Genomic DNA, 13,685 nt, shown 5'->3' with positions numbered 1-13,685 from the left:
GTGGGACGGACGTCGTCGCGATTGGCTTCCGGCATGGGTCGAGACGCTACCCTGTGCGCGTGATTGCACTCGCGGCGATGTTGATGCCCAGCTGGATGGATCCCGAGTACCTGCTGCACGCGCTCGGTGACTGGGCCCTGTGGGGAACCGTCGCGATCATCTTCATCGAGTGCGGTCTGCTCTTCCCGATCCTGCCGGGTGACTCGCTGCTCTTCGCGGTCGGCATGTTCGTCGCGCTGGGCACGATCGGCGTCCCGCTCTGGCTCGTCTGCGTGATCCTGACGGCCGCGGCGTTTGCCGGCAACGTGTCCGGCTATTACATCGGCAGGGCGTTGGGGACATCACTGTTCAAGAATCCCGACGCGAGGTTCCTGAAACCGAAGTATCTCGACCAGACCGCGGCGTTCTTCGACAAGTACGGCAACCGCGCGATCGTGATGGCCCGGTTCGTGCCCATCGTGCGGACGTTCATCACCGTCACCGCGGGCGCGGGCCGGATGGACCCGCGCCGGTTCTTCTTCTACACCGGTGTCGGCGCGGTGCTGTGGGGCACGGGCGTGACCGTGCTCGGCTACTACCTCGGCCGGATCAAGTTCGTGCACGACAACCTGGAGACGGCGCTGATCCTGATCGTCATCGTCTCGGTGATCCCGATGGTGGTGGAGTTCGTGCTGGCGCGGAAGCGCGAGAAGGTGCTCAAGGCCGCGAGCAACGAAGGCCGCGACGAGCGGTTCGACGAGCCGGCGGAGCTGACCGCGCTCTTCGACGCGGCCGCTGAAAAGCACCACAAGAAGGACTGAGCTCCAAGAGACTCAGTGGGCGAACGGGCTCAGTGTGCGAAAGGGAAGTGCGGGTCCGACCAGACGTAGTCGGCACTGAGCTCACTGAGCTCGGCGACGCCCACCTCCCCGTACGGTAGGGCGCCGACGACCCGGCCCGCTCCGACCGAGCACGCCACCAAAGTGCGCTCCCCCGACTGGTACCAGACCAGAGCGCCCCTCGGTGGTTCCCCCTCGTGCAAGTGGTTGTGCTGATCCAGCCAACGCAAGGCGTCGGCCTCGTCCTGCCAACCGCTGTCCTGCGCGTAACCAAAGGCCATTCGCTGGAACTTCAGTGCCCAGCCCTGCCACGCCCCCGATCCGATCCGCTCCAGTTCCCACGCTAGAGCGGCTTCGGCATCACGTGGGTTGGACACTCGTTCCATAGCCTTTGGCTCCACGCATCCCCCCGCCGTTTCCGGTCACCCCGTACGTCGGCCCCTTTTCCCCCGCCGACAGCCCTAACTCTGCCAACCCGCCATACATCCGCCGTACATTGGCGGCTGACTATCCCGCGGCCAAGTCCGGGGAGACGGTCGCGAGCTGGTGGCGGGCCTCGGCGGCTTGGGTGTCGGCGCCGACGAGTTGCCACACCCTGGCGGCCCGGTTGAGGTAGCGGCGGGCCGAGTCGACGTGGCCCGCGTTCTGGTGCAACTGGCCGAGCTGGAACGCGGCCTGCGCCTCGACGGTACGGTCGCCCAGCCGGTGGCCCGCCTCGATCGCGTCCAGCAGCGCCTTACGGGCGGCCGCGTCCTCCCCGAGTGCGGCGAGTGCCTTGCCGAGTTCGGTCCGGGTGTACGCCGCGCAGTGGTCATCCCCGATGCCGAGGAAGATCCGCAACGCCGCGCGCAACTGACGTACGGCCTGGTCGTGCCGGCCCTGCTGTTCGCGGAGTTCGGCGATCCGGCGACGGACCTTGGCCTCGCGATGCGGATCGCCCAGCCGTACGCCGACGAGGTAGGCCTGCGCGAGGTGGCGGCCCGCCGTGACCGGGTCCTTCTGGCGCAGGCAGATCGACGCGATCGCGCTACGGGCGACCGCCTCGCCATTACCGTCACCGGCTTCGATGAACGCGGTCATGGCCGTCTCGTACCGGGCGAAGGCCTCCTCGAGGGTGGCCCGCTCGCGCAGGAAGGTGCCGTAGCCAACCGAGGCCACGCCGTACCCGACCCGGTCGCCGACCTGCTCGAACAACGCCATCGCGTCGGTCAGCGAGCGCTCGGCCACCGGCCAGTCGTCGCGGTAGAGCGCGGTCTGCCCGATGCAGCGCAACATGATCGCCTGCCCGCGCAGATCGCCACAGGCACGGGCGCTCGCGAGGCCGATCCGGTGCGACTCCAGCCAGTCGTCGAAGCCGGCGCGCAGATCGAGGTACGGCGCCCAGGCGGCAGCGATCCGCCAGGCGTGGTCGTGCAGACCGTTCTGCGCGGCAGCCCGAATCGCGGGCAGGAAGCCGTTCCGCTCGTCGTCGAACCAGGTGACCGCCTCGGTCGCCGTCATACCGAGCGGATCGGGCTTGAGCGGCAGGCTTTCCAGCACCCCGAAGTATTCGAACGGCATCGCCTGCGCGGCCCACCGGCAACGCTCGAGGAAGGCCTGCAGCACGGTCGTCAGGTCGGCCACGGCCATCGCGCGCTCGCCCGGATCGCCGATATCGGTCGCGTGCAACCGAACCAGGTCGTGCACGCGGTAGCGCGGCTGCCCGCCTTGGTCGACCGAACTCACCTGCACGAGGTTCGCCTCGATCAGCCGGTCCAGGCTGCGCCGGGTCGCCGCGGGCGCCGCGAGGGCCTCGAGCGAGCGGGCTGAGAAGTCGCCGACGGCGAGGTGGCCGATCAGCCGGTAGAGCCGGGCGTCCTCGGGCCGGAGTGAGTCGTAGCTGAGGTCGGCGCTGGTCCGGACGGCCAGTTCGCCGATGCTCAGTTCGTCGAGGCGCTGGGTCTCGTCCTGCAGGCGCCGGGCCAGCTCGGCCGGGGTGAGGTCGGGCCGCTGGGCGAGCCGGCTGGCCGCGATCCGGATGGCCAGCGGCAGATTTCCACAGGCCGCGAGAATCTGCTCGGCCGCCTCGGTATCGGCGTCGATCCGGTCCTTGCCCGCCACTCGTTGCAGCAGTTCGCTCGCCTCATCGTGGTCGAGCGTGTCCAGGGCGATGACGTCGGCGCCGGCCAGATCGGTCAACCGCGAACGGCTGGTCACGACCAACGCGGACGCGCCTGTGCCCGGCATCAGCGGCACCACCTGGCTCGCCGTACGGACGTCATCGAGCACGATCAGCACCCGGCGGCTGGCCAGTTCCGAACGCAACGCGGCCGAACGGCGATCCGGGTCCGCTGGTACGGCCGAATCCGGGATGTCCAGGCTGCGCAGCAGGTCGTGCAAGGCGCCGGCCGGATCGCGCGGCTGAGTCGCACCCCGCATGTCGAGATAGATCTGCCCGTCCGGGAAGAACTCCCGAACCAGATGACCAAGCCGTACGGCGAGTGAGCTCTTGCCGGTGCCGGGTGGTCCCGAGATCACCGCGATCGGCGGCCGGACCGGATCGCGTCCGCAAATGAGGTCGCGCAGCCGGATGAGCTGGTTCTGGCGTCCGCTGAAGTCGGCCAGGTCCAACGGCAACTGGCTCGGCACCTGCCGCGGTCCAACGCGCTCGGCCATCGGCCCGGGCGGTGGCTCGGGGTCGGGCTGGGGCACGGCTTGGAGGACCGCAGGCTCGACGTCGGCGCTGGCCGGGCGGGCAACGCGGGAACGCGTCGGCCCACGCTCGGCGCGCTGACCGGCCGCTTGGAGCTCCGGGCCGGGCTCGACTTCGAGCTCCTCGGCCAGCGTCTGGACGGCCTTTTGGTAGGCGTTGCGGGCTTCACCGGCGCGACCGGCGTCCAGCAAGGCGTCGATCAACCGGGTCCACAGCTGCTCGTCGTACGGGTCCTCGGTCAGTCGCCCGCTGAGCAGCACGGCCGCGCCGGTCGCGTCGCCGTACTCGAGTCTGAGGTCCAGCAGGGTGTCGACGAGCCCGCGGTACTGCGCGTCCAGCCGGGCGATCGAGCCTTCCCAGGCCGACGCGACGGTCAGATCCTCCAGCGGATGCCCGCGCCACAGGTTGTATGCCCGGGAGAAGAGCTGCATCGCCTGGCGGCCCTCGCCCACGTCGCGGAGGTGGCCGCCTTCGGCCAGCAGCGACTCGAACAGGCTGGCGTCGAGCTCGTCGACGCCGACCTCGATGCTGTACCCGGCGGCGGACGTGTCGATCGGGGTCGGGAGGCCCGCTTCCTGCAGCACTCCGCGCAGCGCCCGGACGTAAGTACGGATGTTGGCGGTTGCAGAGCGTGGCGGACTGCCTTCCCAGAGTGCGTCCGCGATCAGGTCCGTGGAGACGAATCTGTTGGGGTGCAACAGCAGGGTCGCGAGCAATTGCCGCGGTTTACTCGCACGCAGCGGCTGACCCTGGGCGTGGTGGAGCCGCAAAGGTCCGAGGATCTCGTACCTCAGACTATCCACGCGGTGCCCCCAACTCCTTCGGCGAACCGACCCATGGTGACATCTAGTGACGATGACCGGAAGGTGTTCGGCGGCGTGATGTACGGCGCGATGTATGTCCGGTGTATCCCGATCCGGCATCGTGATGGCCGGTACCGGGGGGAGGGCAGGCCCGGGAGTGACGCGTTACTCGTCACCCCGGGCCTGAATTTTGTGCCCTATCGGGCAACGGCCTGGTGGCTCGTCAGCCGGTGAACGGGGGTTGGCCGTCCTGCGGACGGCCTGGACCGGCGGGCGGGGCACCGGCATTGCCACCGTTGCCGCCGTTGGGCGGGCCGTAGTTGCCGCCGTTGCCGCCGTTGGGCGGGCCGTACGACGGGAGAGCCTGCTGGTTCGGCTGGTTCTCGTAACCGGGCATCTGGGGCTGGATCTGGCCCGACGATTGCGGCTGGCCGGGTGCGACGGCGGGCGGCTGAGCCTCACCCGAGACGGCGCCGATCGTGCCGAAGGAGACCTGCGGCACCGACCGCACGGCCGCGTCCTCGACCTCGAAGTAGCCGGCCTTCTCGAACTTGAAGCCATTCGCGATCACGTTCGACGGGAAGGCCTCGATGCGGGTGTTGTAGTCGCCCACGTTCGCGTTGTAGAACCGGCGGCCGGCCGCGATCCGGTCCTCCGTGTCGGTCAGCTCACGCTGCAGGTTCAGGAAGTTCTGGTTGGACTGCAGCTGCGGGTAGGCCTCGACCGAGATCATCATCTGGCGGAGCGCACCGGACAGCGCCGTCTCAGCCTGGGCGCGCTGCTGCGGCGAGGCGCCCTCGATGCCCTGGGCCTGCGTACGCAGCCGGGCGACCTCCTCGAAAACGTGCCGCTCGTGCGCCGCAAAGGCCCGCACCGTCTCGACCAGGTTCGGGATCAGGTCGTACCGACGGTGCAACTCGACGTCGATCTGCCGCCACGATTCCTGGATCAGGTTCCGCTGCTTGACGAATCGGTTGTACGACGTGATCAACGCGATCGCGAGAATCACGACAATCGCGACGATCACGATGACGATGACGGTGGTCATTGGCCTGCTCCCGAGAGGTATGGGTGATGCTGCCATCGACCCTAGTCGCCCGGTGGGTCGATCCCGCTCTGGGCACCAGCCCACCTTCGCCGCGTCGCGCGAGTCTCACCAGCCTCGCGAGTCGCGGTTTCAGCGTTGTCGCGGGGACGGGGGCGCTCACCGTTGTCGCGGATCGACGTTCGCGTAGTCGCGCCAGACGAACGGTGGCACCTGCTCGACAATCGCCGCCAGCAGGTCCAGTCGAGGGATCAGCTCGCCGGGGTCGCGACGGCCGTGGCTCCAGCCGAGCAAGGTGTAGTCGTGGATGCGCCAGGCGAGGTCGACTTCGCTTCGCTGGAGCAGCAGTTCCATCAGTTGAGGATGCAGTACGGCGTACCCGAATCGCTCGTCGTCGGCCCGGACCCGGAAGTTGTGGTTGAAGCGTTCGCTCTCCAAGTCGAAATCCGCCCCACCCAGCGCGGCGATGAATCGGTTCTGCGGCTCGACCGTCAGCCACGGCAAGGCCCCTGGCAGAGTCATCGCGACGATGCCGAAGTGGTGCCGCCGCCGAATCAACCGGCCGGTCTTGCCCGAACCGCGCGTCACGTAGGTGTAGTCGAACGCGGTGAACCCGCGCCCATTCCGCTCGCCGGTCACCACGCAGTTGGCCTCGCGCTCGTACCCCTCCCCGAACGGCGCTCCCCGCCATCGATCAGCCAACTGTGGCTCAGCGAGCGCGAATGCCCAGCCCTGGGATTGCGCGAACGCGCTCACGGCGGCCCGGCGCCGGCTGTCGCGGACATGCTTGATGTACGTGGCCAACCCGTAGACGGCGGCGATGACGAACAGTCCGTACACACTTTCCACAGGTTGATTCCTTCTGGTTCGACCTCGCGAGCGTCGTACGTAAAGCTATGGCGTCACTGGGTCTCGTCGGAGGGAGGTCGGTCATGCCGGACCTATTTGCCGGGCGGTTCGAGCTGATCGACCCGATCGGCACGGGCGGTACCGGCACGGTCTGGCGCGCGTGGGACCGGCGCCTCGAGCGCTACTGCGCCGCAAAGGTGCTGCGCCAACGCCATGCCGGGGCACTGCTGCGGTTCGTCCGGGAACAAGGCCGCCGACTGGACCACCCGCACATCCTCAGCCCGTACGGCTGGGCCGCGGACGACGACCAGGCCCTCCTCGCGATGGACCTCATCGGCGGCGGCGCACTCTCCAACCTCAGCGCAGACTTCGGCCCACTCCCCGAGCGGTACGTCGCTGAGCTGCTACGCCAATTGCTCGAGGCGCTCGCGCACATCCACGAACTAGGCGTAGTCCACCGCGACGTAAAGCCGGCCAACTTGTTGCTAGAAGCAACCGGAACCGGCGCCCCCTCCTTGCGCCTAACAGACTTCGGCATCGCCCTAGCCCTAGGCGAACCCCGCCTAACCCAACAAGGCACGATCGTCGGCACCCCCGGCTACCTCGCCCCCGAGATCCTCGCCGGCGCCCTACCGTCAATCCGCCAAGACCTCTACGCCGCCGGCATCACCGCCCACCAACTCCTCACCGGCCAAGAACCCGCCAGCCACTCGCCCGCCGGCCTAGCGCCCGCCAGCCACGAACCCCCCGGCCTAGAGCCCGCCGCTGGTGCACCCCATCCACACCGCCCACCCGGCACACCAGCCACCGCGCTCTGGGCTGTCGTCGAAGCCCTCCTCCACCCGGACCCCACCAAACGCGCCGACTCGGCAACAACAAGCCTCACCAACCTCAAGCCAGCCCTAGCCGACCCCCTGCACCTCCCAGCCCACACCGCCGACAACGAGTTGATCGAAGTCTTCGACCACCTCCCCCCACTCCCCTCCCGCCCCACCGCCACCAACACCGCCCCCACACCACAACCCGCGACCACCCATGTGACACCTCACCCCACGGCACAACCCACGCCGACCCCTGCGTCACCTCACCCGACGGCGCAGAGCGCGCCCACCCACGGGCCGACTCAACCCGCGGCGCATCGAGAAGGTCCCGGTCCAGCTGCCCGACCGCCCATTGACCAGGCCACCACCAGCCGCGCGGACGGCCAGGCGCCAGACAGCCACCCGTCCGCCGACGAATGGCCGAGTGGCGAGGGGCCCAGTCGCGAAAGGTCGGGTGGTGAGAGGTCGGACCGAGCAGCGGACGGCCGACGGCGGCGCGTTCTCGTGGTTGCGGGCGCTAGCCTCGCGGTCGCGGCAGTCGCCACGACCGCGGTCCTGCTCACCCAAGGCGATCCGGGCAACAACCTGCGCCCAACCGGCGGAAGCACGACCCCCACCACCTCGCCGACGACCCCCACCATCTCGCCGACGGCAACCCCGTCGTTGAGCTCGACTCCGCCGCCGGTCCCGACAGGCAGCCCGAACCCGATCCCAGACCCCGAGGTGAAGCTCGGCGCGACCTGCGGCTGGCAGGAGGCCGGAACCCTGGAGACGGCCGCTAACGGCATCCGCGTCGAGTGCCGTAAGCACGGCTCCACGTACCGCTGGATCCGAGCCACCTGACCAGAGCTCCTGCCATCTTCCGGAGGGCTGACCCGTTACGGCTGATTCGGCCAGTTCTGGGAACCGGGCTGCCCCGGGTACTGCCCAGGCTGTGCCTGCCCAGGGTGCTGCGGCTGGGTCGGATAGGGCGGCTGGTTCAGGTGTTGCGGTCCACCAGCCAGGGTTGGACGGCGACGAAGCAGGGCGGCCGCGATGATCGCTATCGCCAGCAGAACCACGCCTCCGCCGATGATCCAGGGCAACGGCGAACCCGAGTCGGCTGCGTCGCCGGGTTGGCCTGTGTCGCCAGAGGTTGTGCCGGCCGGAGTTGGGGTGGGCTCGGGGCTTTCCGTTTCGGTCGGGGTGGTTGACGGGGTTGGGCTGGTTGCGGTTGAGCCCGATTCGCCGTATTCCGGGCCGGCGACCTTCTGCCCGGCGGTGGCGAGGTCGATGGTGATGGGCACGCCGCCGCCGCTCGGGTTGCTGTCGACCGACGCACCGAGTCGGACGATGATGTAGTACCACCCGTCGACGCTCGACCTGCGCAGCTTGGAGTCGTTCGCGTTGCGGTTGAGGTAGACCACGCGCGGGGTCGCGATCGGCTTACCGCCGGTGGGCAGCGTCTTCGTCTCGCCCGTGTAGGCGGTCGTATCGAACTTGAGCTCGGCCCGCACCGGGGTGAAGAGTCCAGTCCGGATATTCGCGGTCTCGCCGTCCGCCCGGCCGCCGTACGTCACTCGATAGGCAAGGCCCTGACCCCAATCGAGCTTGACCCGGTAGAACAGCTCCTCGCCGTAGTAGATCGTCTCGCCGAATCGGCCCGAGCCGCTCAACGTGGTCGCCTCGTTGAAGGAACCACCGCCGCGAACCGCGCGCACTCCCCCGGCCGGCGGCTGGGCGAAGTCGACCAGGCTGGTCTGAGCGGGCTCACCGAGCGCACCGACAACCGGCGGCTCGATCCGGACCAGCAGCTCCATGGGCACCCGGTCCGTGCCGTCCTTGGCGTCCCGCGTGACGCGGAAGGTGTACTTCCCGGGCACGCTGCAGGCCCTTGATCCGGAGCCACCGGGAGCCAGACCATTCCAGGTGAGCACCGTGGTCAGTGAGCCGCCGTCGGCCCTTGCCCGGGTGTTCAGCTCGCGCTGACGGTGATTGCAGTCCGCGGCGCCCGGGCCGGTGATCCGGATGTCGAGCACCTCGATGTCGCGGGGATTGCCGCGCGGGAAGATCGCGGTGGCGGCGAAGTACGCGGTGTCGCCGGCCTTGAGCTCGACGCTGTAGAACCGCTCCTCGACCGGGCTGAGCGTGTCGACGTACTGCCCGGGCTCGATCACCGGCGCGTTCGCCGGGTCGTTGCTGCCGATGACGGGCTTGCCGACCGGCTCGTAGTGCCGCAGGGCGCGCTCGGTCACCCGGCCGAGCACTCCGAGCAGCGAATCCGCGTCGGTGGCGTCGTGATACGTGCCGCCGGTGCTCTGCGCGATACAGGCGAGCTGGGCGCGCGCCTTCGCGTCGACCTTGAAGCCGATCGCGTGCACGTGCAGGTCGACACCTTGCCGGGCGAGCTCCTTGGCGACCAGACAGGGCTGCGGTGGGGCACAGGTGTCCTCACCATCGGAGACCAGCACGATCGAACGCTGCCCCTCCTTCGGCAATTGACCAGCGGCGACGCGCAAGGCCTGCCCGATCGGCGTATAGCCCCTGGCCTTGGTCGCGGTGACCGCGGCCTTCAGAGCCGGCTTGTTCACCGTCGAGACCGGGCGAACGACGCGCACATCGCGACAGCCCGCGGCCTTCTCCGCGCCGCTCGAGCCGGTGCCCGCGCCATAGATGGTGAGGCCGACCTGAGCCTCGGCAGGCAGGCCGTCGACCATCGAGCCGACGGCCCGCTTGGCAGCGTCCATCCGGGTGCCGCTGCCGCCGGCGTCGCGGGCGGTCATCGAGCCGGACGAGTCGAGCACGACCATCACGGGCGACAACTCGGGCGCCAACGCCAGCGCCGCCGCGGGTCTGATGCCGTTCGCGAATGAGAATGCCGCAGTCAGGGCGGCCAGCACTGCGAGTGCGGCGAATCGACGTATCATGACCTCTCCAAGGACTTCCGGCTCGAATGATCGATAACCTAGCGTTTGCAGATGCAATTTGCAAACAGTAATCTGGAGAGAGATGGCCGACGCACTCGCCCGCAACATCGATCTGCAGATGCGGTGGTACGGCGAGCCGCTGGGTGACCGGTTCCGGCGGCTCCTCGACGGTCTGAGCCTGTCACAGGCCCAGCTCGCCGGGGCGTTAGGGCTATCGGCACCGATGCTGTCCCAGTTGATGTCGGGTCAGCGCGCGAAGATCAGCAACCCTGCCGTGTTGTCCCGCCTACTCCAGCTCGAGGCAATGGCCGCCGAGCCCGGCTGGACGGCATTGCCCGACACCGAGCGCCAACGCCGACTGGAGGAGGTCCGAGCCGCCCAGAGCACCACCCTGACCGTCGACCAAGGCCAGGCCCACGGCCAAAGCCAAGCGTCGGCGCAAACAGCCGAGCCCGCCGACCAGGTCGCGGCGATCCAGACCCTGCTCCGAGAGCTGGCATCCGCCGCCGAGCTCGAGGGCGCGGCCACACTGCTCGACGAGCAGTACCCGGAGATCGCCGAGGCCCTACGCGTTCTCGGCACCGGCCGCACCCAAGATGCCCGCGCCTTCTACACCCGCATCACCAGCACCTAAAAGCGACCGACCCGCGCCAGAGCGAGCCGCCAGAAAGCGCTAGCGGGGATCGACGCCGGCGTAGTCGCGCCAGACGTACGGCGGAACCTGGTCGATAACGTTCTTGAGCAGGTCGAGGCGACCGAGCACCTGGTGCGGGTTGTGGTCGCCACGGGTCCAGCCGATCAGCGAGTCGCCGTCCATCCGCCAGCCGATCTCACCGCGGGCGAGCAGCATCTCCATCATCCGCGGGTGGATCACCGCATGCCCGAAGCGCTCGTCGTGCGCCTTCACCCGGAACGCCCGGTTGAACTGGTCGCTCTCGAACTGGATGTCCCGGAATCCCAGCGCGTTCGCGAAGGCGCCACCGAAGATGCCCTCGTGCGTCACCTGCAGATGCGGCAGCGCGCCCGCCATCCGCATCACCACCACGCCGTACTCGTGGGTGGTGGTGGTCCGGTTGCCCTTGGAGTCGGTGCTGTGCGTCTGGTAGCTGTAGTCGAACGCGACGAACGTCCGGCCGTGGAAGTCCCCGTTGAGCGCGTTGATCGCCCGCCGGTTGTCCCCCTTGTCGAACGGATCGCCACGCCATTGCCGGGCCAGCGCGTGGTTGCTCGGCGTATAGGCCCAGCCGTTCATCGCCGCGAAGGCCGCGAACGCCTCCCGGCGCTTCTTCGCCTGGATGTACGACAGGTAGATGATCCCGCCGGCGATGACCGCGAAGATGAGGCCAAAGACAAGGAAGCTGGACGTCATCAGCCGAGCCCGAGCTCGTCCAGACCGAAGGCGTAGCGATACTCCAGGCCCTCGGACTCGACCTTCTCCTTCGCCCCGGTCGCCCGGTCCACGATCACGACGACCGCCACGATCTCGGCGCCGGCCTCGCGCAGTGCCTCGACCGCGGTGAGCACGGAACCGCCAGTGGTGGAGGTGTCCTCGACCGCGAGCACCCGGCGGCCCTTCACGTCGGGACCCTCGATCCGGCGCTGCAGTCCGTGCGTCTTCTCGGCCTTGCGTACGACGAAGGCGTCGAGCTCGCGGCCCTGCGCCTTCGCGGCGTACAGCATCGACAGCGCGACCGGGTCGGCACCGAGCGTGAGACCGCCCACCGCGTCGTACTCCAGGTCCGCGGTCAGCTCCAGCAGCACCGGGCCGATCAGCGGCGCGGCGGCCGCGTCGAGCGTGATCCGGCGCAGGTCGACGTAGTAGTCGGCCTCCTTGCCCGAGGCCAGTGTCACCCGGCCCCGCACGATCGCCTTGCTCTTGACCTGCTCCAGCAACGCATCCCGCTCAACAGTCATGGCCTAGGAGCATATCGGCGGCAGTGGTCAGCGCTTCGGTTGAGTCTTCACCAGGTGGCCGAAGGCGACGGAGCGGTCGGGTGAGCGGAAGAGGTCCTGGCAGGTGGTGAGGGTGATCAACGCCTTCACAGGCTTCGCGGCCGGCTTGCCGGGCACCGGTTGCAAGACCCAGCCAGCGGCCGGTTTAACCGTCAGATCGCGCGGTGAGGTGTCCAGGACGTACGTGTAGACAGCGTCGCCTGTCTCCACAATGACCTCATCACCGACGTTCAACCGCAGCAGCTTCCGGAACGGCGATCCGTGCGTTACCCGATGCGCTGCGATGGCGAAGTTGCCGAGCTCGCCAGGGAGCTGCGTATCCGGGTAGTGCCCGACACCCTTGGCCAGATCGTCGTCACGCACCCCCTGGACGATCGGCTTCTCCCAGTCGGCACCGAACTTGGGGATCCGCACCAGCGCCACCGGTTGGCCTAGCCCGGGTTTAGCCGCCGGTTTCGCCTCAGGCTTCCACTGTTCGCGTAGGTCGTTCTCGAGGTCGTCCATGGCCTTACCCGAGGTGATGCCGGTGCCGACGTACTGCCAGCCGACCCACCCCAGCACCGCCAACCCGGCCACCAGGAACACGATCCCGAGCCAGCGCAACACACCCCGTGACATGCGGCCAGTATCGCCTGACCTTTCAACACGACTGCAAAGGCTGTGTAGGACGTGTCGATGGACGCCGTACGCCGCGTGGGACCACGATGAGCGGACAGGCGGTATGACGTACAGGAGGAATGCCGTGAAGGCGCTGGTCAAGGCCGAGAGCAGGCCCGGACTCTGGTTGCAGGATGTGCCCGAGCCCACCATCGAGGCCGACGAAGTACTGATCAAGGTCCTCCGCACGGGTTTGTGCGGCACCGACCTGCACATCCAGAACTGGGATACCTGGGCGCAGAAGAACGTGCCCGTCCCGATGGTCACCGGCCACGAGTTCTCCGGCGAAGTGGTCGAGGTCGGCGCGGGTGTCCGTGACGTGGCCGTCGGCGACATCGTCAGCGGCGAGGGCCATCTGGTCTGTGGCAAGTGCCGGAACTGCCGGGCCGGCCGCCGGCACCTCTGCATCAAGACCCGCGGCCTCGGCGTACACGTGCCCGGCGCTTTCGCGGAGTACGTCGCGCTGCCCTCGTCCAACGTCTGGGTCCATCGCGATCACGTCGACCTGGACGTGGCCGCGATCTTCGACCCGTTCGGCAACGCCGTACACACCGCTTTGTCGTTCCCGGTCGTCGGCGAGGACGTCCTGATCACCGGCGCGGGCCCGATCGGCATCATGGCCGCGGCCGTCGCCCTGCACGCCGGCGCGCGCAATGTGGTCATCACCGACCTGTCCGACTACCGGCTGGACCTGGCTCGCAAGATCGGCGTGACGCACGCGCTGAACGTCGGCGAGCAGACGATCGCGGACGCCCAGCAGAGCCTCGGCATGCGCGAGGGGTTCGACGTCGGCATGGAGATGTCGGGTCAGCCCAAGGCGCTGCGCGACATGCTGGCCAACATGAACCACGGCGGCAAGATCGCGATGCTCGGGCTGCCGTCCGACGAGATCGCCATCGACTGGAGCACGGTCGTGCTCAACATGCTCACGATCAAGGGCATCTACGGCCGCGAGATGTTCGAGACCTGGTACTCGATGTCGGTGATGCTCGAACGCGGCCTGGACCTCGGGCCGGTGATCACGCACCGATTCGGGTACGGCGATTTCGAGCAGGCCTTCGACACCGCCCGGCAGGGGCAGTGCGGCAAGGTCATCCTGGACTGGACCCATCAAACCCTGGAGGAGAAGCACTGATGTTCG

General features: G+C 68.5%; 12 protein-coding genes. 4 read left to right on the top strand and 8 right to left on the bottom strand.

Going from position 1 to position 13,685, the window contains the following annotated elements; translation table 11 throughout:
* The first annotated feature begins 59 nt into the window (after positions 1 to 59).
* A complete protein-coding gene (locus OG394_RS28385; protein ID WP_328990162.1) occupies positions 60 to 800 on the top strand; it encodes a DedA family protein in 741 nt (246 codons plus the stop codon).
* 29 nt (positions 801 to 829) lie between these two features.
* Here the strand turns inward: OG394_RS28385 and OG394_RS28380 are convergent, their stop codons facing one another.
* From OG394_RS28380 to OG394_RS28365, 4 genes are all read right to left on the bottom strand, one after another.
* Positions 830 to 1,204, bottom strand: a complete 375-nt coding sequence (locus tag OG394_RS28380; RefSeq protein WP_328990161.1) for a hypothetical protein — start codon at positions 1,202 to 1,204, stop codon at positions 830 to 832.
* Positions 1,205 to 1,325: 121 nt separating this feature from the next.
* Positions 1,326 to 4,313 carry an AfsR/SARP family transcriptional regulator gene (locus OG394_RS28375; RefSeq protein ID WP_328990160.1) on the bottom strand — a complete coding sequence of 996 codons (2,988 nt, stop codon included), beginning with the start codon at positions 4,311 to 4,313 and terminating at the stop codon, positions 1,326 to 1,328.
* A gap of 223 nt (positions 4,314 to 4,536) precedes the next feature.
* Positions 4,537 to 5,361 (bottom strand): LemA family protein, encoded by an 825-nt coding sequence (locus tag OG394_RS28370; protein ID WP_328990159.1) that lies wholly within the window; start codon positions 5,359 to 5,361, stop codon positions 4,537 to 4,539.
* A gap of 156 nt (positions 5,362 to 5,517) precedes the next feature.
* Positions 5,518 to 6,207: a hypothetical protein gene (locus OG394_RS28365; RefSeq protein WP_328990158.1), complete on the bottom strand. Its 690-nt coding sequence runs from the start codon at positions 6,205 to 6,207 to the stop codon at positions 5,518 to 5,520.
* An 83-nt stretch (positions 6,208 to 6,290) separates the two neighbouring features.
* Here OG394_RS28365 and OG394_RS28360 point away from each other — a divergent pair, with 83 nt between their 5' ends.
* Positions 6,291 to 7,871: a serine/threonine-protein kinase gene (locus OG394_RS28360; RefSeq protein WP_328990157.1), complete on the top strand. Its 1,581-nt coding sequence runs from the start codon at positions 6,291 to 6,293 to the stop codon at positions 7,869 to 7,871.
* 35 nt (positions 7,872 to 7,906) lie between these two features.
* Here the strand turns inward: OG394_RS28360 and OG394_RS28355 are convergent, their stop codons facing one another.
* Positions 7,907 to 9,934 carry a VWA domain-containing protein gene (locus OG394_RS28355; protein WP_328990156.1) on the bottom strand — a complete coding sequence of 676 codons (2,028 nt, stop codon included), beginning with the start codon at positions 9,932 to 9,934 and terminating at the stop codon, positions 7,907 to 7,909.
* A gap of 82 nt (positions 9,935 to 10,016) precedes the next feature.
* On the opposite strand from OG394_RS28355, the gene OG394_RS28350 reads away from it, so the two are divergent.
* Positions 10,017 to 10,568, top strand: coding sequence for a helix-turn-helix domain-containing protein (locus OG394_RS28350; protein WP_328990154.1), 552 nt, complete (start codon positions 10,017 to 10,019; stop codon positions 10,566 to 10,568).
* Positions 10,569 to 10,607: 39 nt separating this feature from the next.
* Here the strand turns inward: OG394_RS28350 and OG394_RS28345 are convergent, their stop codons facing one another.
* From OG394_RS28345 to OG394_RS28335, 3 genes are read right to left on the bottom strand one after another with little or no spacing between them, the layout of a single operon-like run.
* Positions 10,608 to 11,303 carry a hypothetical protein gene (locus tag OG394_RS28345; protein ID WP_328990153.1) on the bottom strand — a complete coding sequence of 232 codons (696 nt, stop codon included), beginning with the start codon at positions 11,301 to 11,303 and terminating at the stop codon, positions 10,608 to 10,610.
* A complete protein-coding gene (pyrE, locus tag OG394_RS28340) occupies positions 11,303 to 11,848 on the bottom strand; it encodes an orotate phosphoribosyltransferase (protein ID WP_328990152.1) in 546 nt (181 codons plus the stop codon). Before pyrE ends, OG394_RS28345 begins: the two co-directional genes overlap by 1 nt.
* A 27-nt stretch (positions 11,849 to 11,875) precedes the next feature.
* The gene (locus OG394_RS28335; RefSeq protein WP_328990151.1) at positions 11,876 to 12,505 is read right to left on the bottom strand and encodes a class E sortase; all 630 of its coding nucleotides are present in this window, start codon (positions 12,503 to 12,505) and stop codon (positions 11,876 to 11,878) included.
* Between the two features lie 124 nt (positions 12,506 to 12,629).
* Here OG394_RS28335 and tdh point away from each other — a divergent pair, with 124 nt between their 5' ends.
* The gene (gene tdh, locus OG394_RS28330; RefSeq protein ID WP_328996878.1) at positions 12,630 to 13,679 is read left to right on the top strand and encodes an L-threonine 3-dehydrogenase; all 1,050 of its coding nucleotides are present in this window, start codon (positions 12,630 to 12,632) and stop codon (positions 13,677 to 13,679) included.
* Positions 13,680 to 13,685 lie beyond the last annotated feature (6 nt).

The organism is Kribbella sp. NBC_01245, from assembly GCF_036226525.1.
Lineage (GTDB): Bacteria > Actinomycetota > Actinomycetes > Propionibacteriales > Kribbellaceae > Kribbella.
This window is presented reverse-complemented; position numbering and strand designations above follow the sequence as displayed.

What these genes read in the sequence shown, in the direction of transcription:
- OG394_RS28345 (WP_328990153.1), bottom strand. Translation starts at nt 11,303, where the DNA reads ATGACGTCCAGCTTCCTTGTCTTTGGCCTCATCTTCGCGGTCATCGCC.
- OG394_RS28380 (WP_328990161.1), bottom strand. Translation starts at nt 1,204, where the DNA reads ATGGAACGAGTGTCCAACCCACGTGATGCCGAAGCCGCTCTAGCGTGG.
- OG394_RS28355 (WP_328990156.1), bottom strand. Translation starts at nt 9,934, where the DNA reads ATGATACGTCGATTCGCCGCACTCGCAGTGCTGGCCGCCCTGACTGCG.
- OG394_RS28360 (WP_328990157.1), top strand. Translation starts at nt 6,291, where the DNA reads ATGCCGGACCTATTTGCCGGGCGGTTCGAGCTGATCGACCCGATCGGC.
- OG394_RS28335 (WP_328990151.1), bottom strand. Translation starts at nt 12,505, where the DNA reads ATGTCACGGGGTGTGTTGCGCTGGCTCGGGATCGTGTTCCTGGTGGCC.
- OG394_RS28370 (WP_328990159.1), bottom strand. Translation starts at nt 5,361, where the DNA reads ATGACCACCGTCATCGTCATCGTGATCGTCGCGATTGTCGTGATTCTC.
- pyrE (WP_328990152.1), bottom strand. Translation starts at nt 11,848, where the DNA reads ATGACTGTTGAGCGGGATGCGTTGCTGGAGCAGGTCAAGAGCAAGGCG.
- OG394_RS28350 (WP_328990154.1), top strand. Translation starts at nt 10,017, where the DNA reads ATGGCCGACGCACTCGCCCGCAACATCGATCTGCAGATGCGGTGGTAC.